This is a genomic window from Vreelandella aquamarina (assembly GCF_900110265.1).
In the GTDB taxonomy this organism is placed as follows: Bacteria; Pseudomonadota; Gammaproteobacteria; order Pseudomonadales; family Halomonadaceae; genus Vreelandella; species Vreelandella aquamarina.
Map to the genome: position 1 here is coordinate 64,896 of NZ_FODB01000001.1, position 19,923 is coordinate 84,818.

Sequence of the window (19,923 nt, forward strand, 5' to 3'; positions counted from 1 at the left end):
CAGGGGTTGAGGGAGTCCATGCGTAGCGCAGCAGCATTTTTGTTACAAGGTAGGGCGTTTTAACCCCCCCTTGCACAGAAGGTCAATCTTAGCGCTTACCTTAGCAGAGGGTAAGCACGGCAGTGGATAGGAGATAACCATGTCAGCGGATGCTGCATATGACTTCGATTTATTTGTAATTGGAGCGGGCTCAGGTGGGGTTCGCGCGGCACGTATGGCAGCAGCTACCGGCGCACGCGTTGCTGTTGCGGAAGATCGCTATTTAGGCGGTACTTGTGTCAACGTGGGCTGTGTACCCAAAAAGCTATACTCGTATGCTGCTCATTTTCATGACAGCTTTGATGATGCGGCAGGTTTTGGCTGGCGGCTGGCCTCACCAGCAACCTTCGATTGGCCTACGTTAAGAGATAATAAAACCAGCGAAATCAAACGGCTTAACGGCATCTACCAGCGCATGCTAGAAGGCGCAGGGGTAACACTGTTTAACGCTCGGGCCCGCGTTGTTGATCCGCACACAGTGACACTAACCAATGCAGATGGCGAAGTGAGCGTCAGCGCCGAAAAAATCTTACTCGCGACAGGCGGCTGGCCCTGGGTACCCGAGTTTCCAGGGAGCGATCTTACCTTAACCTCTAACCAAGTATTTGACTTAGATAGCTTTCCTGAAAGGTTTTTAGTACTGGGTGGTGGCTATATTGCCGTCGAGTTCGCCAGTATTTTTAACGGATTGGGCAGCGAGACACATTTGATTTATCGAGGAGACCTGCTTTTAAAAGGGTTTGACCAGGAAGTCCGCGAGTTCACGTGTGATGAAATGGCCAAAAAGGGCGTTAACCTCCATTTTTCTGCCAACATTGCGCGCATTGAACGGACAGAGGGTGCTCTGCAGGTTGAGCTAACCACTGGGGAAACCTTAGAAGTGGATGCGGTGCTTGCCGCAACTGGGCGCAAGGCGAATACAAGCGGCCTGGGTATCGATGTACTGGGGATTGAGCTAAACAGCGAAGGCAAGCTGTCCGTGAATGAGCGTTATGAGACGCAGATTCCTTCAATACTAGCTTTGGGTGACCTAATCGCTGGGCCTGAATTAACGCCCGTCGCTCTGGCAGAGGCGATGCAACTGGTGGATATTCACTTCCATAAAAAAACGCCTAGGCCATTGGACTATGACACCATTCCTACAGCCGTTTTCTGTCATCCCAATATCGGTACGGTAGGCTTATCTGAAGAGGCGGCTAGGGAGAAGTTTTCCAAAATACGGGTCTACCGCACTGATTTCAGAGCCATGAAGCACACGCTTTCCGGTAGCCAGGAGCGCATGTTGATGAAGCTGATTGTCGATGACGCCAGCGATGTTGTTGTCGGTGCTCACATGGTAGGTGAAGAAGCAGGCGAGCTGATTCAGGGTATTGCCATCGCCGTTCGAGCAGGCCTTACCAAAGAAGATTTCGACCGTACGGTAGGCATTCACCCCACTGGGGCCGAAGAGTTCGTCACCATGCGAACCCCCGCGCGCTATTAACCTTATTGATCAACGACTAAAGGCGAGCTTCGGCTCGCCTTTTTTGTCTCGCGCATCGGTATCACTGATCTAAACTCTGATGGTAGCCAGAAACTTGATGCTAGAGTACGTAACGCTCGTTTGATAACCAAAAATTATAGAAAATACAGGGATGAATAATATGGTTTTTGAATTGCTCATAATCAGCTGTTATAATGATTCTCAAATTCGCTACAGCGAAGCATAACCATGAGTACGCCTATTAAGCCTTTTACACCTTCTGCCGAGCTGGCTCGCCCAACCGTTGCTGATGCCGTGGTAGGCCATGCCGAAATGCCGCTTTTTATTCGTAAGCCCAATGCTGATGATGGTTGGGGGATTTACGAACTCATCAAAGCGTGCCCGCCGCTTGATGTTAATTCAGCCTACGCTTATCTGCTGCTAGCAACGCAGTTCCGCGATACCTGTGCTGTGGCTACCAACGAAGAGGGTGAAGTAGTTGGTTTTGTATCCGGTTATGTCAAAGATAATGCCCCTGACACCTATTTTTTATGGCAAATCGCCGTAGGTGAAAAAGCTCGGGGCACAGGTCTGGCACGCCGTCTGGTGGAAGCGATTATGTCGCGCCCTGAACTTGACGACGTTCACCACTTAGAAACCACGATCACCCCTGACAACCAAGCATCGTGGGGGTTGTTCCGTCGCCTAGCTGCACGATGGCAGGCACCTTTGAACAGCCGTGAATACTTTTCTACCGAACAGCTTGGGGGAGAGCACGACCCGGAAAACCTAGTACGTATCGGGCCATTCCAGACGGACCACATCTAAAGGCCGTCTCGATAGATCGTTTTCCCGCTCGTGTTGCCCTAGCTGTTTTAACTCGCTTAGCTCACATACTTGATAAGGAGGTCGCTAATGCAGACCCAAACACTCGAACGCATGGAATCCAATGTTCGTACCTATTCACGTTCGTTTCCTGTTGTCTTTACCAAGGCACAGAATGCGCGGCTGACCGATGAGAATGGCCGTGAATACATTGATTTTCTCGCCGGCGCTGGCACGCTGAATTACGGTCACAATAATCCCCACCTTAAACAAGCCATGATTGATTATCTCTCCAGTGATGGAGTGGTTCATGGCTTAGATATGTGGACAAGCGCTAAGCGTGACTACCTGGAAACCCTTGAGAACGTCATTCTGAAACCTCGTGGACTCGATTATAAAGTCCACCTGCCGGGACCAACCGGTACTAACGCAGTGGAAGCGGCCATCCGTCTGGCCCGTGTTGCTAAAGGTCGCCATAACATTGTGACCTTCACCAACGGCTTCCACGGTGTGACCATGGGCGCCCTGGCAACCACCGGTAACCGTAAGTTCCGCGAGGCGACGGGGGGCATCCCCACGCAAGGCGCAAGCTTCCTGCCATTTGATGGCTACATGGGTGAGCATGCCGACACGCTGGACTACTTTGAAAAGCTCTTAAACGATAAGTCAGGCGGCTTAGATATCCCAGCGGGCGTGATTGTTGAAACTGTGCAAGGCGAGGGCGGTATCAACGTCGCAGGCCTGGATTGGCTCAAGCGCCTAGAAAGTATCTGTCATGCGCATGACATCCTTCTCATTGTGGATGATATCCAGGCAGGCTGCGGTCGCACGGGTAAATTCTTCAGTTTCGAGCATGCAGGCATTACGCCAGACATTGTCACTAATTCGAAATCGCTCTCAGGCTTCGGTTTACCGTTCGCACATGTGTTGATGCGTCCTGAGCTCGATAAGTGGAAGCCTGGCCAGTACAACGGTACGTTCCGTGGCTTTAACTTGGCGATGGTGACGGCGACCGCAGCGATGAAAAAGTATTGGTCTAACGACACCTTTGCGCGTGATGTTCAGCGTAAAGCGCGTATCGTTGAAGAGCGCTTCCAAAAACTGGCCGCTATGCTGACAGAAAGTGGAATGCCGGCGACCGAGCGTGGTCGTGGTCTGATGCGCGGTATTGACGTGGTATCTGGCGATATCGCCGATAAGATCACCAGCCATGCGTTTGAGCACGGTCTCATCATCGAAACCAGTGGTCAGGATGGTGAAGTGGTTAAGTGCCTTTGTCCGCTAACTATTCCGGATGAAGATCTGCTGAAAGCCTTAGATATCCTTGAAGCGTCAGTTAAGTCTGTTATTAAGGCATAGTGTAGCGTTACGCTAAATCGTCACACGCCATTACGTCCCTTACAGGAATAGGCAGCCAACAGCTGGCTGCCACGCAACGGAGCACGTTTATGATCGTTCGTAATCTCGAAGAAGCACGTAAAACAGATCGCCTGGTCACTGCTGAAAACGGTAATTGGGACAGCACGCGCCTTGTTCTGGCCAACGATAATGCAGGTTTCTCTTTCCATATCACCCGCATTTTTCCTGGCACTGAGACGCACATTCATTACAAAAATCACTATGAAGCGGTATTTTGTTATGAAGGTGAAGGCGAGGTAGAGACCCTGGCCGACGGCAAAATCTGGCCGATCAAGGCGGGCGACATCTACCTGCTGGACCAGCACGATGAGCACCTGCTGCGCGGCAAGGAAAAGGGCATGACCGTAGCTTGTGTCTTTACTCCGCCAATCACTGGTAACGAAGTCCATCGTGAAGACGGCTCCTACGCAGCGGCAGACGACTAAGCACTACTGTATGCTAAGTACTACTGTATAGTCCGTATGAAAGCAGCCTAGCAAAATGCTAGGCTGCTTTTTTTGCTAAGTATTGATCAGCCGACCATCCGGCTGCAGGTACATCCAGTCATCCATGGTGAAACTTAATAGACGCCCAGCTACATCAATATCGATCGGGTAGCGCATATGGTTTGCCAGGTAATGGGCTTTATTTGCTCAAGCAACTGATCAGCAGAGTTCGCATAATATATATTATGTTAAATCAGCTAAACTAGACGAATGAAAAACCGCAGCCATGTTGGACAAGCGGTCACCCTTCTCCTTATCATTCGTGCTCTTATTGTCCAAGGATATCCCTCGTTATGCGCTCAGGTGTTTTATGGCTAATGGCCGGTTTGTCGATGTCGTTTGCAGGCTGCGCAGTGACACAGCCAGAGTCAAATGAGCCGCCGCCGTTAAGCGAGGCGTCTTTTAATACCCGCATCCTTGAGCTTGAGACATCACTGGCCCAGCAGTGCGACGCCTCTACCGCGTTCATTGAGCAGCAGCTCAGCCAGCAGCAGGTACTGACGGCAGATGTTCGTGAGGTGGGCAGCCTGCTGCGCCATTTACGTCAAGAAGTTGCCAGTTTGGAAGCGCGTAGCGAAGATCCCGTCATTATTCGCGAAGAGTGCCGTGTTGAAGAACCCGAAGATAATAAAACACTGCTTGGCCGCAGCGAATGGGTGGGCCTGCCTAGCATTGGCACCTATTTAAAGGCGCGGGTCGATTCAGGAGCCAATACGTCATCCTTATCTGCTTCCGAAATCACTCGCTTTGAGCGTGATGGTGAAGACTGGGTGCGCTTTAAGCTGGCACTGAATGAAGATGACGTGGTTGTAGAGCAGATTCGCGACGAGTGGATTGAGGCGCCTATTGAACGCCGCGTTAAAATCATCCAAGCATCTGGCGAAGAGTCCCGCCCGGTAATTTCACTGTTGATGACTTTAGGGCCAATTCGTGAAAACGTCGAGTTCACTCTGAACGACCGCTCGCATCTGGATTATCCGGTACTGCTTGGGCGTCGTTTCATGATGGATATAGCAACGATCGACGTTGCTGAAACCTATCTGCATGACCGCCCCGAATTCCCGGGTGGCGAACCCTCTGAAGAAGCGGCTGATGATGAAGCGGCCGATCAAGACGATACTGAAGAGTAATCACACTCCCCCGCCGCTTTACGCTGAAAGGAATCACCATGTCACGGTTGCCATTTTATTTTATCGTTGGATTGCTGCTGCTGGTTGGTATCGTCGCCAGCGTGCATCGCCATTTGCAGTTTGAGATTCCCTGGTTTCCAGGCGAGCAGCGTCAAGTATGGGAGATTGAAGCGGTTATTAACTTCAACGCTCAAAATGGCCCGGTACAGGTCGATCTAGCGCTGCCATCCCACCAGGCAGGATTCCGTGTATTGACCGAAAACACGGCATCTTCTGGCTATGGGCTGGCTTACCTGGCAGATGAGCTGGGTCGGCGGGCGCAGTGGACCATCCGTGAAGCGGTGGGCAGCCAGCAGCTCTATTACTCCGTTCAGATGCTGGTATCACCTGACTCTCGCGCTCCCATACAAACGCCGCCCGGCATCCCTGCTGTTACTCCCTGGGAAAGCCCCTACGATACGGCCGCTAGCCAGCTAATTGATCGTGCTTGGGATCGTAGCGCCAATAACGCTACGTTTGCCCGCGAGTTAATTCTCGATATTAATGGAGAGCGTCAGGGAGAAAATGCGCGCCTGCTGCTAACCCAAATGCAACCGTCAGCTCTGATTGTGCGCTTGCTGAATCAAGCAGGCGTGCAGGCCAGAGAAGTAAGCGGCTTACTGCTGGAAGATGGTCGTCGCCGTCAAACCCTCAGTAGTTGGATTCAGGTGTTTGACCAAACTGCCGAAGAGTGGACGCTGTTTAACCCAGCGACCGGCGAACAGGGTCAACCCGAGAACTTGCTATTATGGGAAACTGGCGGTCGTGCGGTGCTTGAGGTTCAAGGTGGCACGAATTCCCGTGTTTCCTTCTCAATGCTAACCCACTACCAGCCTGCTTCGGCGGCGGTGCGTAACCACTACTCCGACGACACGCTGCTAAACTTCTCGATTCACAGCCTGCCGCTGGAAGAGCAGGCGCTATTCCAGACGATCCTGTTGATCCCGATCGGTGCGCTAGTGGTTGTATTCCTGCGCGTACTTGTGGGTGTGAAAACGTCAGGGACCTTTATGCCTGTACTGATTGCTCTGGCGTTTATTCAAACCAGCCTACTGACCGGTTTGATTGGTTTCCTGCTCATCGTGGCGGTTGGCTTAATTATCCGTAACTATCTCTCGTACCTCAATTTGCTCTTAGTCGCGAGGGTCTCGGCGGTCATTATTACGGTCATTGCCATCATCTCGATCTTTACCGTGCTGGCGTACCGCATGGGCTTGAGCGCCGGGTTAACGGTGACGTTCTTCCCGATGATCATCTTGGCGTGGACCATTGAGCGGATGTCGATCCTTTGGGAAGAAGAAGGTCCCAAACAGGTATTGGTACAGGGCGGGGGCAGCCTGCTAACAGCGGTGCTGGCATTCCTTGCAATGAATAACCCGTGGGTACGCCACATCACCTTCAACTTCCTGGGTGTGCAGCTCATCTTGATGGCCTTTATTCTGCTATTGGGTAATTACACGGGCTATCGCCTGCTGGAACTTCGTCGTTTCAAACCCATTACCGAAGATGAGAAGCCTTCATGAGCTGGCTAAAAAACTGGACGTGGCCGACCCGCCTTCGGGATAAAGGCATTGTGGGTATGAACCGGCGTAATATTCGTTATATTGGCCGGTACAATGCGCGCCGGTTATATCCTCTAGTGGATGACAAGCTCAAAACAAAGCTACTGGCTCAGCAGTATGGCATTACCACGCCCGAACTCATCGGTACGGTGACGACACAGTTTGGCGTTAAGCATATGAGGGACATGCTTGACGGCCATCAGGGCTTTGTTGTCAAGCCGGCCAAAGGGAGTGGTGGTAAGGGTATTCTTGTTATTGAAAAGGTAGAAAATGGCCTTTTCTACAAACCCAGTGGTACCAGCCTGACGATGGAAGACATTGAGCGACACGTCTCAAACCTTCTCTCGGGCCTTTATTCATTAGGCGGCTCGCCCGATGTAGCGGTCATTGAAACGCTGATTAACTTTGATGAAAGCCTACTTGAGTACACCTACGAGGGTGTTCCTGACATTCGCGTGATTGTCTTTAAAGGCTATCCGGTGATGGCCATGATGCGCCTCTCCACGGCGGCATCCGATGGCAAAGCTAACCTTCACCAAGGGGCTGTCGGGGTTGGCTTGAATATCGCCACTGGAGCAGCGCTACGGGGTGTGCAGTTTGACCGCCCTTGCTATAGCCACCCCGATACGGGGCATGACCTGGCAAGCCTTGTCGTGCCCCAGTGGGAAACTCTCCTTCACCTGGCGGCAGGCTGCTACGAGATGACCGGCCTTGGCTACCTGGGGACCGATATGGTGTTGGACCGTAAACACGGGCCAATGCTACTGGAGCTCAACGCCCGCCCCGGCTTGGCAATTCAAATGACCAACGGTGAGGGACTACGTCGCCGGCTGGACTTGATTGAGCGTCAGCCTGATAACGTGCCGGTGGCTAAGCGCGTAGCGTTCGCCCAGCACCATTTTGCGCGTAAAAGCGAGCTGGTCGATAACCCTGACACACCCTCGGCAACGGCGTAGACTACACGCGAGACGTTCAACGAGTTATCTAATGACTGAAGCGAATACGCTATTGCAGCAAGCAGAATCTCAGTGTCACACGCGGGGCGTTCGGTTTACCCCGATACGCCGCCGGGTACTTGAGCTTATCGCAGAAAACGGTGGCGGCCTCAAAGCATATGATCTGCTGGATCAGCTCTCCACTGAGCATGCCGCTGCCCGCCCGCCTACTGTCTATCGCGCGCTGGAATTTCTGATCGAACAGGGGCTGGTGCATCGCATTGAATCACAAAATGCCTATGTGGCTTGCGCATGCCCAGAGCACGCCCATGGCTTCCAGCTACTTATCTGTCGCCAGTGCGGCTACGTCGAAGAGCTGCACCTTGATGAAATTAGCGATCAGCTTGCCGCCCTTGCCCAGCGCCAAGGCTTCAACGTTGAGCGCCAAACGATTGAGCTTCAGGGCTTATGTCAAGCATGCCGATCCGTGAGTAATGCCTAATGTCCCAATTTGATGAACTCGCCCCTCAACAGCTTTTTAAGGCGTTAGAGTCAGCGACCACAACAACCTCCCTGCCCAAGCTTGCAACGCTACTAGATGCCGTTCGCTTTAATGAAGACGGCCTGATTCCCGCCATTGCCCAGCAACATGATACGGGCGAAGTACTGATGATGGCGTGGATGAACCGAGAAGCCCTGGAAGAGACGCTAACAACGCAGCGAGTTTGCTACTTCTCACGCTCGCGCCAAAAGCTATGGCGCAAAGGTGAGACATCTGGCCAGCAACAGCACCTTAAAAGCGCAGCGCTAGATTGCGATGGGGATACGCTGCTGGTTAAGGTGGAGCAAACTGGTCCCGCGTGCCATACCGGCCGTCGCAGCTGCTTTTATGTGTCGCTCGGTGCAGACAGCGCCAAGATTACCAGCGAGCCATTGATTGACCCGGCCACGCTATACGGCAAAAAAGCGCCGTGAAAAATTGGCTGTTCGCCATTAAACAGTTTTTTCTAAAGCTGCTAACAGCAGTGATGGTAGGCTGTATTCGTGTATACCAATACACCATCAGCCCACTGCTTGGCCCTCGCTGCCGTTTCTGGCCAAGCTGCTCTTCCTATACCATCGAGGCCATCCAGGTGCACGGTCCTTTCAAAGGCGGCTGGATGGCTGCCAAACGCATCGTGAAATGCCATCCAGGTAGCCCAGGCGGCATGGATCCGGTGCCCGGTGGGCGCAGCGAAGCGCTCTGCCGTGAAGATGACGACCGCCCTGCTGAGCGTTGCCGCTCAACCTCCTGCCGCCACTAACGTTTATCCTTGCTTAGCCACCTGATAGATACGCTCTAACATGGCGTGCAGGCCGTTACTGCGCGTGGGTGAAAGGTGCTTATCAAGCCCGAGATCTTTCAAAAAATGCGGCTCGGTCTGATTGATCTCTTCGGCTGTGCGCTCACTGTAGATACGCAGCAACACGGCAATTAGCCCTGATACGATGGCAGCATCCGATGTAGCCTTGAACACCAGTTTGTCGCCTGCCTGTTCATGGCACATCCACACGTTGGATTGGCAGCCTTGGATTTTATATTCTTCCGTGCGACGCTCCTCCGGAAAGTCAGGCAGCTGCTTTCCCATATCAATAATGTACTGATAACGGTCCATCCAGTTATCAAACATCTCAAACTCTTCGACCAGCTCCTGTTGGGCTAGCTCTGCGCCTGAAGTTGCCATGGCGTATCCTTTGCGTTGATGAATCACAGTCGCGGCTATTATAACGTTTCAGCCCCTGCTTTTGGGGGCGTTTTCAAGCGGTGGCGCTGCTGCTCTTGATGCCACTCATCGGCTTCGGTGTGCAAATAACGGCTGGTGGTATCTAGCTTGGCATGGCGAGCGCTTTCCGCTAAGTAACGCAGGCTAACGCCGGATTGGGCTTGATGAGTGATCGCCGTATGCCTCAGCCAGTGAGGCGTTGCTCGGCGAAGCGCATTCACATACGCAGGCTTACCGCCCTCCTCTTCTAGCACATCAGCGGCCTTGGCAAAGGTTTCCTTAATCAATCGGTAAAGCTGGTTATCGCTAATGCCTCGGCGTTTATCCAGCGCACGAATGATTGGCGCTGGCTCGTGGTAGCTTGGCAGTGCCTTTAGCCCTAGCGCTGCCCGCCATGTTTTCAAACTCTCCAGCATGTCATCAGGCACCGGTATACGAGCCTGTTTACTACCCTTGCCTATCACACTCCACCACCAGCGCCCCTCCACCTCATGAAAGTCATCCATTTGGGCGCTGGCCATCTCACTAATACGTGGAGCCAATAAATAGGCAAAGCTAAAGATGAAACGTCGACGCGCATCCTCGTACATGAGGCGAGCATCGTTACTGCTCAAAGGCTGGTTTAACCACTGCCAAAACCAGGCCCACAGCGGTTGCTCCAGATAGCGCTCTACGGCCTGCGACTGATTATTCATCCGTCGTGCTTTGTCGCGCATCAGCACAAAGGGGTTATGCCCAACCCACCCTGCCTCTACCAGCCAGCTAAATAAGCCCTGAAGAATAATCAAGCTCTGCCGGCGACTAGTGGGCGACAGTCCGTTTCTAAATGGCCGCCACTCAGGATGCTCCCTTGGTTTTGAAGGCCCCACCCACGCTGCCCGCGGCTGAGGGTCTTCTAGAAAAGCTTCAAACTGGCGCAGCGCCTCGCGGTTCATATCACATAAGCCTTTCCCTTGGCTGGCAAGCCAAAGCAGCAGTCTCTCCGCTTCTCGGCGGTAGCTTTTTAGCGTTTGCGGGCTGTCACGGTACTCCGCCAGCCATAGCCACACGGCTTGGTAGTCATTTTCCGCCTCGATTCGCGGGTACTGAGTAGACGCGAGGACAGATTGGCTTGTTGGCCAGTGCTCCTCCTCTATCAGGCTTGGCATTTCAGCGCTCTCTTCGTCGTTATTCAATGGGTTAAGTGTGGCGCTACGCCTTATAAAATTCAAGATAATGGGCGTAATCTTGAATTAATACACTATAAGATAAATAATATTACGTTTTATGTATTACGTAATTATTGTGTTTTTTAGACACAACCACGACAATAGCGCTCTCTAACTGCAAAGGATGACGACCATGGCACGCAGCGGAATTCAGTACAGTGACGTCCAGCACGCGATTGATACGCTGCTGGCCCGCGGGGACACACCCAGCGTGCAGCGCATCCGAGAAGTGCTCGGCACCGGTAGTTTTACGACCATCAGTGAGCATTTCCGCTTATGGCGTACCGAGCGTGAGCAGAACCGGGATGTACCGCCCCCCAAAGGCGTGCCTGAAGTAGTCGTTAATGTCGCCAGCGAGCTATGGCGCGAGGCCCAAGACGTCGCTAACCAAGCACTGGTTCACTACCGTGAAGATGCCAATCGCCAAGTAGAAAGCGCTCAACAGGCAGCTGCCGAGGCTCGACAGCAGGCGGCAAACGCCGAGCAGCGTGAAAGCGCACTGGCTGCTCACTTTCGCCAGACCGAAGAGCGCCTTGAAACACTTAATCGAGAGCTGGCAGAGAGCCAAGCCAATGAGCGCCACTGGCAGCAACAAGCAGAAAAGCTCCACCAGGAAGCTGCCCAACACCGCCATCAGCTAGACCAAACCCAGCAAGCGTTAAAAGAAGCGCAAACGCATTACAGTGAAAAGCTCGAAGAGCAGCAGAGGAGTTGGGAGCAGCGCTTAGCCCAAGAAGAGCAGCGCAACGAGGCATCAGAAGGAAAGTTGATGGCGCTATTGGATACGTTACGACAAGAACGCGCCCAGGAAGAGAGAGCGCTGCAGAAGCGCCTACAGCAGTGGGAGCAACGAGCAGATGCGCTGAGCCATGAGCTGAAGCAAAAAAATGACGCTCTTCAGGGTTATCAGCAAGAGTGTAGCTTGCTCAAGCAGCGCATCACCGAGCTTGAGCGCCAAAACGGTGAGCTGCATACCCATCGCAGCACGCTCGAAGAGTCGCTAGAGAAAGCGCACAAAGCACTGGAAACTCAGCGGCAGCAAACGCGAGACAGTGAGCACTGGCAAGAGCAGCTATGGCAGCGCATGGCTTCCTTGCAAGCGCAGCTGGCAGACCTGCCCAGCACGCTCGCCAGTAGCAGTGACGACACACCAGAGACAAAAAAGCCATCCCGATAACGGGATGGCCAATAGTGGTTAGGGCATTAAAAGATTAGGAGTAGCCGTCCAGTCGGTTAAGACTTACTGGGCTCACCGCTCTGCTCATCGGGTAACTCCCAAGTGCCCTTTTCGGTCCATGGATCGTTTTCCGGAAACTCTTCGATATTGATTTCTGGCTCATCGTAGTCGGGCTGGAAGCGCAAATCGTAGTGCGCCGCCCTAACCATAGAAACCATCAGCAGCATGGAAATCAACAGCAGCGGCACACCGCTCACAATGCTAGCGGTCTGTAGTGTTTGCAGCCCTCCTAAGAACAGCAGAGACATTGGTAGCAGGGACAGCGTGAAGGCCCAAAACAGGCGGTGCCACCGCGATGGCTCTTTATCGAGCTTCTTTTCTGCGGCAGAAGAGAGAATGTAGGCAATCGAATCAAAGGTAGTGGCAGTGAAAATAGACAGCAGAATCACCACTGCTAACGTCACCAGCCAAGAGAGCGGCAGTTGGCTCAGCACCGCATAAAAGGCCGCATTAGCTGACTGATCGTTCATCACCTGGATAACGTCCAGCGTGCCTGAAAGCTGTAGGTAAAGGCCATAGTTGCCCAGGATGATGAAAAACAGCGCACAGCCCAGTGAGCCAAAGAAAATCGATCCGGCCACCATGGTTTTGATGCGGCGCCCTTTCGAAATGCGCGCAATAAACAGACCCACGGTTGGCGCAAATACCAACCACCAAGCCCAATAAAAAATCGTCCAGGATTGATGGAAACCGGTGTCTTCGAAGCCATTCAGATCACCGAAAGGCTCTGTCCACGTCGCCATTTGAACCAGGTTGCTGAGCATTAAGCCGATGGAGTTTAGGCCAGTATCCAAAATAAAGACGGTAGGCCCCATCACCAAGACAAACAGCAGCACGGCTAAACCAAGCCACATATTGATGTCAGACAGCATCTCGATGCCGCCCTTCAAACCGCGCCATGCACTTACCGCAAAGATCGCCGTAGTGCCTACCAGTACCGCAATTTGGCTGGTGGCATTAGGGGTGAAGGAGAACAGACCACCCAGCCCTTCATTGATCAGCGGTACCAGAATACCTAGCGACGTTGCGCCGCCGCCCAGCATGCCAAAAACAAATAGAATATCAATAATGTTGCCCAGCCAGCTTCTAGCCAGTTTCTCTCCTAGCACGGGGCGAATGGCTTCACTGATGCGTAGCACTTTATGTTTACGCACGTGCAGGAAGTAAGCCATGGGCAGTGCGGGTACAAGGTAGATCGACCAAGCAATAGGGCCCCAGTGGAACATACCGTAAGTCGCTGCCCATGCGGTTGCCTCTTCAGAGAAAGGCTCAATATGAAAGGGAGGATTCTGCAGGTAGTACATCCACTCGACCATACCCCAGAACACAACCGCCCCGCCGATGCCTGCTGCGAACAACATCGCGCCCCAGGAGAGCAGCGAAAACTCCGGCTCGGCGTCTACATCGCCCAGTTTGATTTGTCCTATATCGCTAAACACGATGTAGAACATAAAGCCCAGCGAAGCGACGCCCATGGCGAGATAGAGCACGCCAAAGTTAGTGGTCACGAAGCTTTGCGCTGCCATCACCCAGACGCGCCCCATCTCTGGAAACAGTATGAGCGGAAGCGTCACTGCAAGTAGCAGGCCCAAAGACCCAAAAAAGATAGGTTTATGGATATTAGAAAACACAGATGAGCGTTTAATGGCCGTCTCTCCATGGCACTTTGTTGGGAATTCTCTCGCCATAACGGCTTAGAGAATAGCTTTACAATAGTGTTACATGGAATAAACGTTGACTGCCAGAAGCGGCTTCTATCGTCGATCGTTTTTGCATATAAAAGCGCAACACAAAAAAGCCCAGCAGAGTTATCTGCAGGGCTTTTGCGACGCTAGCTTAAAGTATCTGAATGATGCTTTAGCGGTAATAAGCGTTTGTCGTGTCGGTATGGTCAGTCACGTCACGGATGCCTGCCAGTTCGGGGATGCGGTCCATTAGCGTCTTCTCTACGCCATCTTTAAGCGTGAGATCCACCGCTGCGCACCCCTGACAACCGCCGCCGAACGCTAGAATCGCCACGCGGTCTTCTGTCAGCTCGACGAGCTTAATCTCGCCACCGTGAGCCGCCAGCCCAGGATTGATTTCACTGTAGAGCGTATAGTTGATACGGTCTTCCAGCGGGCTGTCTGCATTCACCTTGGGCATTTTAGCGTTGGGTGCTTTAATCGTCAGCTGTCCACCCATACGGTCGGCATTAAAGTCGACAACCGCTTCCTCTAAAAACGCCAAGCTGTTTTTGTCGAGAAATACACCAATTTTCTCAAGCTCAAGCTTAACGTCGGTGGGCTCTTCTTCCCCAGGACGGCAATAGGCTAAGCAGGTTTCTGCATAGGGCGTACCGGGCTGAGTAATGAAGATACGGACAGCGATGCCTTCAACGTTCTGCTTTTCCAGCAGTTCCGCTAAGTAGTCTTGTGCGCTGTCGGTAATGTTAATGCCGGGCGCTTCGATAGTCGTGGTCATAAGGGATGTTATCCTCCCGTGGTAGTGGCAGTGCCACTTCACATGTCATTTATGCCTATGGTAAGCAAAACCGCGTGCCGACACAATCCCGAGTGTTTTAGTCGGCTATTGCTCTCGCCTATGAGTGCGGCTAATAAGGATGCTGCAATAACTTCACGGCCACGCTTGCTGCCCTATGGGGCGCCCTTTGGTATGATAGCCGCCGCTCAACTAATGACGACGACGATAAAAATATCCTTTCTGACTGAGACGCTGGAGATTTCCCCCTGCCATGGCTGCTAGTGATTTGACTGCTTCCCTCACCCAACGCCTTGCCCAACGCATCCTGATTCTGGATGGCGGCATGGGCACCATGCTGCAGAATGCCCAGCTCAGCGAGGATGATTTCCGCGGTGAACGCTTCCGCGATTGGCCGTCGGATTTAAAAGGTAATAATGACCTACTAGCGCTGACCTGCCCGGATGTCGTCGCTCGTATTCACCGCGATTATTTGGAAGCTGGCGCGGATATCCTGGAAACCAACACGTTTAACAGCACCCGGTTATCCCAGGCCGACTATGGCATGGAAGACTTGGTGCCCGAGCTTAACCGTGAATCGGCACGCTTGGCACGCGAAGTGTGCGATGCGGTTGCCGCCGAGACCGATATCCCACGTTACGTGGCCGGGGTGCTAGGCCCAACGTCACGCACGGCATCACTCTCTCCAGACGTTAACGACCCTGCAAAACGTAACGTGACGTTTGATGCGCTGCGCGAAAACTACTACGAAGCGGCCAGTGCCCTGATCGAAGGCGGCGCTGACCTGATCATGATCGAAACGATCTTTGATACGCTTAACGCTAAAGCCGCTATCTATGCGCTTGAAGAGCTGTTTGAGGATCTTGGCCGCCGCCTGCCGGTGATGATCTCCGGCACGATTACCGATGCCTCCGGGCGCACGCTTTCCGGGCAAACCACAGAAGCCTTCTGGAACTCCGTGCGTCATGCCAACCCGCTCTCCGTGGGCTTGAACTGCGCGCTGGGTGCTGAAGAACTCCGCCCCTATTTAGAAGAGCTCTCCACCAAAGCCGATACGTTTGTGTCTGCTCACCCCAATGCGGGCTTGCCTAATGAGTTTGGTGAGTACGACCAAACGCCTGAAGAGATGGCCGCCATCGTCAGCGAGTTTGCCCAGAGTGGTTTAGTCAACATTATTGGTGGCTGCTGCGGGTCAACGCCTGAACATATCCGTGCCATTGCCGATGCCGTGCGCTCTATGGCGCCCCGCAAAATACCCGAGCGCAGCAAAGCGTGCCGCCTGTCAGGTCTTGAGCCGTTTAATATCGAAGCCGACTCCCTGTTTGTTAACGTTGGTGAACGTACCAACGTGACTGGGTCGGCACGTTTTAAGCGCTTGATCGTTGAAGAAGATTTCACCACGGCGCTGGAAGTGGCCCTAGAGCAGGTTGAGAACGGCGCGCAAATTATCGACATCAACATGGATGAGGGCATGTTGGAGTCGAAGGAAGCCATGGTACGCTTCCTGAACTTGATTGCGGGCGAGCCGGACATTGCCCGAGTGCCGATCATGATCGACTCCTCGAAGTGGGACATCATTGAAGCAGGATTAAAGTGTGTTCAGGGCAAGGCCGTTGTTAACTCTATCTCTCTGAAAGAGGGTGAAGCCGCCTTCCGCGAACAGGCCACGAAATGTCGCCGCTTCGGTGCCGCCATTGTTGTTATGGCCTTTGACGAAGAGGGCCAGGCCGATACCTTTGCCCGCAAAACTGAAATCTGCGAGCGCGCTTACCGGCTGTTAGTGGACGAAATTGGCTTCCCGCCGGAAGACATCATCTTCGACCCGAATATTTTCGCCATCGCCACGGGTATCGAAGAGCACAACAACTACGCCGTCGATTTTATCGAAGCCACCCAGTGGATTCGTGAGCACCTGCCCCATGCCATGATTTCCGGCGGTGTTTCCAACGTGTCGTTCTCGTTCCGGGGTAACAACCCTGTTCGCGAAGCGATCCATTCGGTGTTCCTCTACCACGCCATTCGTGCCGGACTCACCATGGGTATCGTCAATGCGGGCCAGCTCGCGGTCTACGACGACCTGCCCGCCGAGCTGCGTGAAGCGGTAGAAGACGTCGTGCTCAACCGCCGCAGCGATGGCACCGAACGCCTTCTCGATATTGCCGACAAGTATAAAGGCGATGGCAGCGGTGCCGCCAAGAAGGAGGATCTGGAGTGGCGCAACTGGCCGGTTAACAAGCGGATTGAGCACGCACTGGTCAAAGGCATCACCGCCTACATCGAAGAGGATACGGAAGAAGCACGTGCCCAGGCAGCCCGCCCCATCGAGGTGATCGAAGGCCCGCTGATGGACGGCATGAACGTGGTGGGCGACCTGTTTGGCGCTGGCAAAATGTTTCTGCCCCAGGTGGTCAAGTCGGCTCGCGTTATGAAACAGGCCGTGGCCTACCTGATTCCCTATATCGAAGCGGAAAAGAGCGAAGACACCCAGGCCAAAGGCAAAATTGTCATGGCTACCGTCAAGGGTGATGTACACGACATCGGTAAAAATATCGTCGGTGTCGTGCTGCAGTGTAATAACTACGAAGTGATTGACCTTGGCGTGATGGTGCCCACCGAAAAAATCCTCCAGGCAGCCATTGAACACAAAGCCGACATCATCGGCCTTTCCGGGCTGATCACCCCGTCGCTGGATGAGATGGTGCACGTGGCCAAAGAGATGCAGCGCCGCGGTATGAACCTGCCGCTGCTGATTGGCGGTGCCACCACCTCAAAAGCGCACACGGCAGTTAAAATCGAACCGCAGTACGAGCACCCCGTTATTTACGTGACGGATGCTTCCCGTGCGGTAGGCGTGGCCGGTAAGTTGCTGGCCCCCAATTTGAAATCTGCTTACGTGGCCGAGATTCGCGAAGAGTACGAAAAAGTACGCGAGCGTAATGCCAAGCGCCGCCCGAAAGCCGCCGACCTGGATTACACCCAGGCACGTAAACGGCGCTTTCGCACCGACTGGAATAGCCACACGCCGACGAAGCCGAACACACTTGGCCTGATGACGTTTGACGATTATGACCTTGAAGAGCTGGTAGAACGCATTGACTGGACGCCTTTCTTTATGAGCTGGCAGCTCACCGGGAAGTATCCAAAAATCCTCAATGACGAAGTAGTAGGTGAAGCCGCACAGAACCTATTTGCCGACGCCCAAGTGATGCTACGCAAACTGATTGACGAAAAGCGCGTGCAAGCGCGCGGCGTGATTGGTTTATGGCCCGCTAACAGCGTGGATGACGATGTCATCGAAGTTTACGCTGACGAAAGCCGCACCGAGGTAGTCGAGCGCTTACACCATATTCGCCAGCAAACCACTAAAGGTCGAGATGGCATCTGCTACAGCCTAGCCGACTTTATTGCTCCTAAAGAGAGCGGTAAAGCGGACTGGATTGGCGGCTTCGCGGTCACCACTGGCCACGGTGTCGATGAGCTATCCAAAGCCTATGAAGCGGCCGGCGATGACTACAACGCCATTATGGTGCAGGCGCTTACCGACCGCTTGGCAGAAGCCTTTGCCGAGCGGATGCACGAGCGGGTGCGTAAAGAGTTCTGGGGCTATGCGCCCGAAGAAACGCTGGATAACGACGCGCTGATTGCGGAGAAGTACCAAGGCATTCGGCCAGCGCCTGGCTACCCGGCCTGCCCTGACCATACCGAAAAGGCAACGCTATTCCGCCTGCTTAACGCTTCGGAAAATACAGGTCTTACGCTGACTGAAAACTTCGCCATGTGGCCGGCAGCGGCCGTGTCGGGCTGGTACTTTTCGCATCCGCAATCCAAGTACTTCTCTACCGGCAAAATCACCCGCGACCAAGTTGAAGTGCTTGCCGAGCGTAAGCAGATGCCGCTGGAAGAGATGGAACGCTGGCTGTCGCCGGTACTCTCTTACGACCCCAGCTAAACCGTTCTAACGAATGTCGCCAGTGGTTCATCGCCAGGGAAAGGTCATGCGTTTGGCCTTCCCTATTATGTTGGGCATGCTCTCCCAGAGCGTGCTCAACCTGATTGATGCTGCGCTGATCGGCCATCTAGGCCAAGAGGCTCTGGCGGGCGTAGGCATCGGCGGTTATGCCATGTTTATGATGACGGCACTGGTCTTTGGGCTCTCCTCCAGCGTGCAGTCGCAAACCGCCCATGCTTCAGGTGTTGAAAAAGCTTGCACTGACCAGCCATTCACTACCCAGCCGCTTCGAGCTGGATTAATGATTAGCTTAGCCATTGGCCTGCCGCTCTCATGCCTTGCTTGGTGGCAAGCACCAGCCCTCATCCAACTGATCGCGCCCTCGAAGGAGGTAACGCAGATTGCCCTTGAGTACTTCCGCTGGCGCGTTGTAGCGCTCACGGTGATTGCGCTGACTCTTTGCCTGCGCGGCTACTGGAATGGATTGCAGCAGACGCACCTTTATCTGCGTATTATCGTGTTCGTGCATGTTGTGAACGTCGCCCTCAGCGCGGCGCTGATTTACGGTGTTGGATGGTTACCAGCATTAGGCGTGAACGGCGCCGCTATCGGCACCACTCTGTCGCTTCTGCTCGGGTTATTCATCTGGGCTGTCATTACGTGGCGACAATGCCCTCCGCTAACTCGCCTCTTGCCTCCATGGCATGGCGTGAAGGTTGCTCTGAAGCTCGCGCTTCCCCACTCGCTACAGCAGCTATGGTTTGCCGCAGGCTACGTGGTGCTGTTTTGGCTGCTGGGCCAGTTAGGTACATCCAGCGTGGCCGTGGGCCATGTGCTGGTGAATTTATCTCTCTTACTGATTTTGCCGGGAGTCGGCGTTGGCGTGGCCGCCATGAGCCTTGTAGGCGAGGCCCTAGGCCGCGACGATCAACAGGCCGCCCACCGCTGGGGCATTGACGCGTTAAGTGTTGCCGGTATGCTGCTGACTGTTTTAGCGTTACCCATGCTTGTTATGCCCGAGCCCATTTTAAGCATCTTCTTTACCGATGAGTCGCTGGTGCAGTTGGGGAGACTGCCGCTGCAAATCACCGGCTTGATGATTGTGCTTGATGCTGCCGCGCTGGTGCTGGCGCAGGCATTGATGGGCGCAGGTGCGCAGCGTACCGTCATGCTGCTGACGCTGGGCATGCAGTGGCTACTCTTTTTGCCGCTGGCCTGGTGGGTGGGCATTTGGCTTGGCTATGGCCTTGTCGGTGTATGGTTGTCGCAGCTCTTTTACCGGCTACTCAACTCCAGCAGCTTTTTGTGGGTATGGCAGCGACGCCGCTGGCTAGCCCACGGCTTTAAAATTGACGCTTCTAAATAGCATTTAACGATAAAAAGATAATT

The 19,923-nt window shown here is 53.6% G+C and carries 18 protein-coding genes; 13 read left to right on the forward strand and 5 right to left on the reverse strand.

The genetic code is table 11. The features are described 5' to 3' along the window. The first annotated feature begins 139 nt into the window (after positions 1–139). The 4 genes from gorA (at position 140) to BMY49_RS00345 (ending at position 4,170) form a co-directional block, all read left to right on the forward strand. Positions 140–1,522 carry a glutathione-disulfide reductase gene (gorA, locus tag BMY49_RS00330; RefSeq protein ID WP_058577946.1) on the forward strand — a complete coding sequence of 461 codons (1,383 nt, stop codon included), beginning with the start codon at positions 140–142 and terminating at the stop codon, positions 1,520–1,522. A 228-nt stretch (positions 1,523–1,750) separates the two neighbouring features. Further along, positions 1,751–2,329, forward strand: coding sequence for a diaminobutyrate acetyltransferase (gene ectA, locus BMY49_RS00335; protein WP_044629105.1), 579 nt, complete (start codon positions 1,751–1,753; stop codon positions 2,327–2,329). 87 nt (positions 2,330–2,416) lie between these two features. Beyond that, positions 2,417–3,685 carry a diaminobutyrate--2-oxoglutarate transaminase gene (ectB, locus tag BMY49_RS00340; RefSeq protein ID WP_089674455.1) on the forward strand — a complete coding sequence of 423 codons (1,269 nt, stop codon included), beginning with the start codon at positions 2,417–2,419 and terminating at the stop codon, positions 3,683–3,685. An 89-nt stretch (positions 3,686–3,774) separates the two neighbouring features. Further along, positions 3,775–4,170: an ectoine synthase gene (locus BMY49_RS00345; protein ID WP_044629107.1), complete on the forward strand. Its 396-nt coding sequence runs from the start codon at positions 3,775–3,777 to the stop codon at positions 4,168–4,170. 75 nt (positions 4,171–4,245) lie between these two features. On the opposite strand, the gene BMY49_RS00350 is transcribed toward BMY49_RS00345, so the two are convergent. Then, positions 4,246–4,347: a DUF3833 family protein gene (locus tag BMY49_RS00350; protein WP_143058104.1), complete on the reverse strand. Its 102-nt coding sequence runs from the start codon at positions 4,345–4,347 to the stop codon at positions 4,246–4,248. 176 nt (positions 4,348–4,523) lie between these two features. Here BMY49_RS00350 and BMY49_RS00355 point away from each other — a divergent pair, with 176 nt between their 5' ends. Genes BMY49_RS00355 through yidD form a run of 6 tightly spaced genes read left to right on the forward strand, consistent with a single transcriptional unit; the run spans position 4,524 to position 9,200 of the window. Continuing rightward, complete coding sequence (locus BMY49_RS00355; RefSeq protein WP_044629108.1) at positions 4,524–5,360, forward strand: ATP-dependent zinc protease family protein; 837 nt, start codon at positions 4,524–4,526, stop codon at positions 5,358–5,360. Between the two features lie 38 nt (positions 5,361–5,398). After that, positions 5,399–6,922, forward strand: coding sequence for an inactive transglutaminase family protein (locus tag BMY49_RS00360; RefSeq protein WP_044629109.1), 1,524 nt, complete (start codon positions 5,399–5,401; stop codon positions 6,920–6,922). Continuing rightward, positions 6,919–7,917: an alpha-L-glutamate ligase-like protein gene (locus BMY49_RS00365; protein ID WP_044629110.1), complete on the forward strand. Its 999-nt coding sequence runs from the start codon at positions 6,919–6,921 to the stop codon at positions 7,915–7,917. The genes BMY49_RS00360 and BMY49_RS00365 overlap by 4 nt, the downstream gene beginning before the upstream one ends. A 31-nt stretch (positions 7,918–7,948) precedes the next feature. Further along, positions 7,949–8,398: a transcriptional repressor gene (locus BMY49_RS00370; RefSeq protein WP_044629111.1), complete on the forward strand. Its 450-nt coding sequence runs from the start codon at positions 7,949–7,951 to the stop codon at positions 8,396–8,398. Beyond that, positions 8,398–8,871 (forward strand): phosphoribosyl-AMP cyclohydrolase, encoded by a 474-nt coding sequence (hisI, locus tag BMY49_RS00375; RefSeq protein ID WP_044629112.1) that lies wholly within the window; start codon positions 8,398–8,400, stop codon positions 8,869–8,871. Before BMY49_RS00370 ends, hisI begins: the two co-directional genes overlap by 1 nt. A 53-nt stretch (positions 8,872–8,924) precedes the next feature. Beyond that, positions 8,925–9,200: a membrane protein insertion efficiency factor YidD gene (gene yidD, locus BMY49_RS00380; protein WP_044629169.1), complete on the forward strand. Its 276-nt coding sequence runs from the start codon at positions 8,925–8,927 to the stop codon at positions 9,198–9,200. A gap of 3 nt (positions 9,201–9,203) precedes the next feature. On the opposite strand, the gene BMY49_RS00385 is transcribed toward yidD, so the two are convergent. Continuing rightward, a complete protein-coding gene (locus BMY49_RS00385; protein WP_044629113.1) occupies positions 9,204–9,620 on the reverse strand; it encodes a SufE family protein in 417 nt (138 codons plus the stop codon). A gap of 38 nt (positions 9,621–9,658) precedes the next feature. Then, positions 9,659–10,870: a tyrosine-type recombinase/integrase gene (locus BMY49_RS00390; RefSeq protein WP_244154864.1), complete on the reverse strand. Its 1,212-nt coding sequence runs from the start codon at positions 10,868–10,870 to the stop codon at positions 9,659–9,661. A gap of 130 nt (positions 10,871–11,000) precedes the next feature. On the opposite strand from BMY49_RS00390, the gene BMY49_RS00395 reads away from it, so the two are divergent. Beyond that, entirely contained in the window at positions 11,001–12,044 is a 1,044-nt protein-coding gene (locus BMY49_RS00395) for a DNA-binding protein (RefSeq protein ID WP_089674456.1), read from the forward strand. A 56-nt stretch (positions 12,045–12,100) separates the two neighbouring features. Here BMY49_RS00395 and BMY49_RS00400 read toward each other — a convergent pair whose 3' ends face one another. Both BMY49_RS00400 and nfuA read right to left on the reverse strand, forming a co-directional pair. Next, positions 12,101–13,792 carry a BCCT family transporter gene (locus BMY49_RS00400; RefSeq protein ID WP_276325963.1) on the reverse strand — a complete coding sequence of 564 codons (1,692 nt, stop codon included), beginning with the start codon at positions 13,790–13,792 and terminating at the stop codon, positions 12,101–12,103. A gap of 169 nt (positions 13,793–13,961) precedes the next feature. Next, a complete protein-coding gene (gene nfuA, locus BMY49_RS00405; protein WP_054645091.1) occupies positions 13,962–14,567 on the reverse strand; it encodes a Fe-S biogenesis protein NfuA in 606 nt (201 codons plus the stop codon). Positions 14,568–14,838: 271 nt separating this feature from the next. On the opposite strand from nfuA, the gene metH reads away from it, so the two are divergent. Further along, entirely contained in the window at positions 14,839–18,534 is a 3,696-nt protein-coding gene (gene metH, locus BMY49_RS00410; RefSeq protein ID WP_089674459.1) for a methionine synthase, read from the forward strand. A gap of 13 nt (positions 18,535–18,547) precedes the next feature. Continuing rightward, on the forward strand, positions 18,548–19,900 hold the full coding sequence (locus BMY49_RS00415; RefSeq protein WP_062373771.1) for an MATE family efflux transporter: 1,353 nt from the start codon (positions 18,548–18,550) through the stop codon (positions 19,898–19,900). Positions 19,901–19,923: the final 23 nt, after the last annotated feature.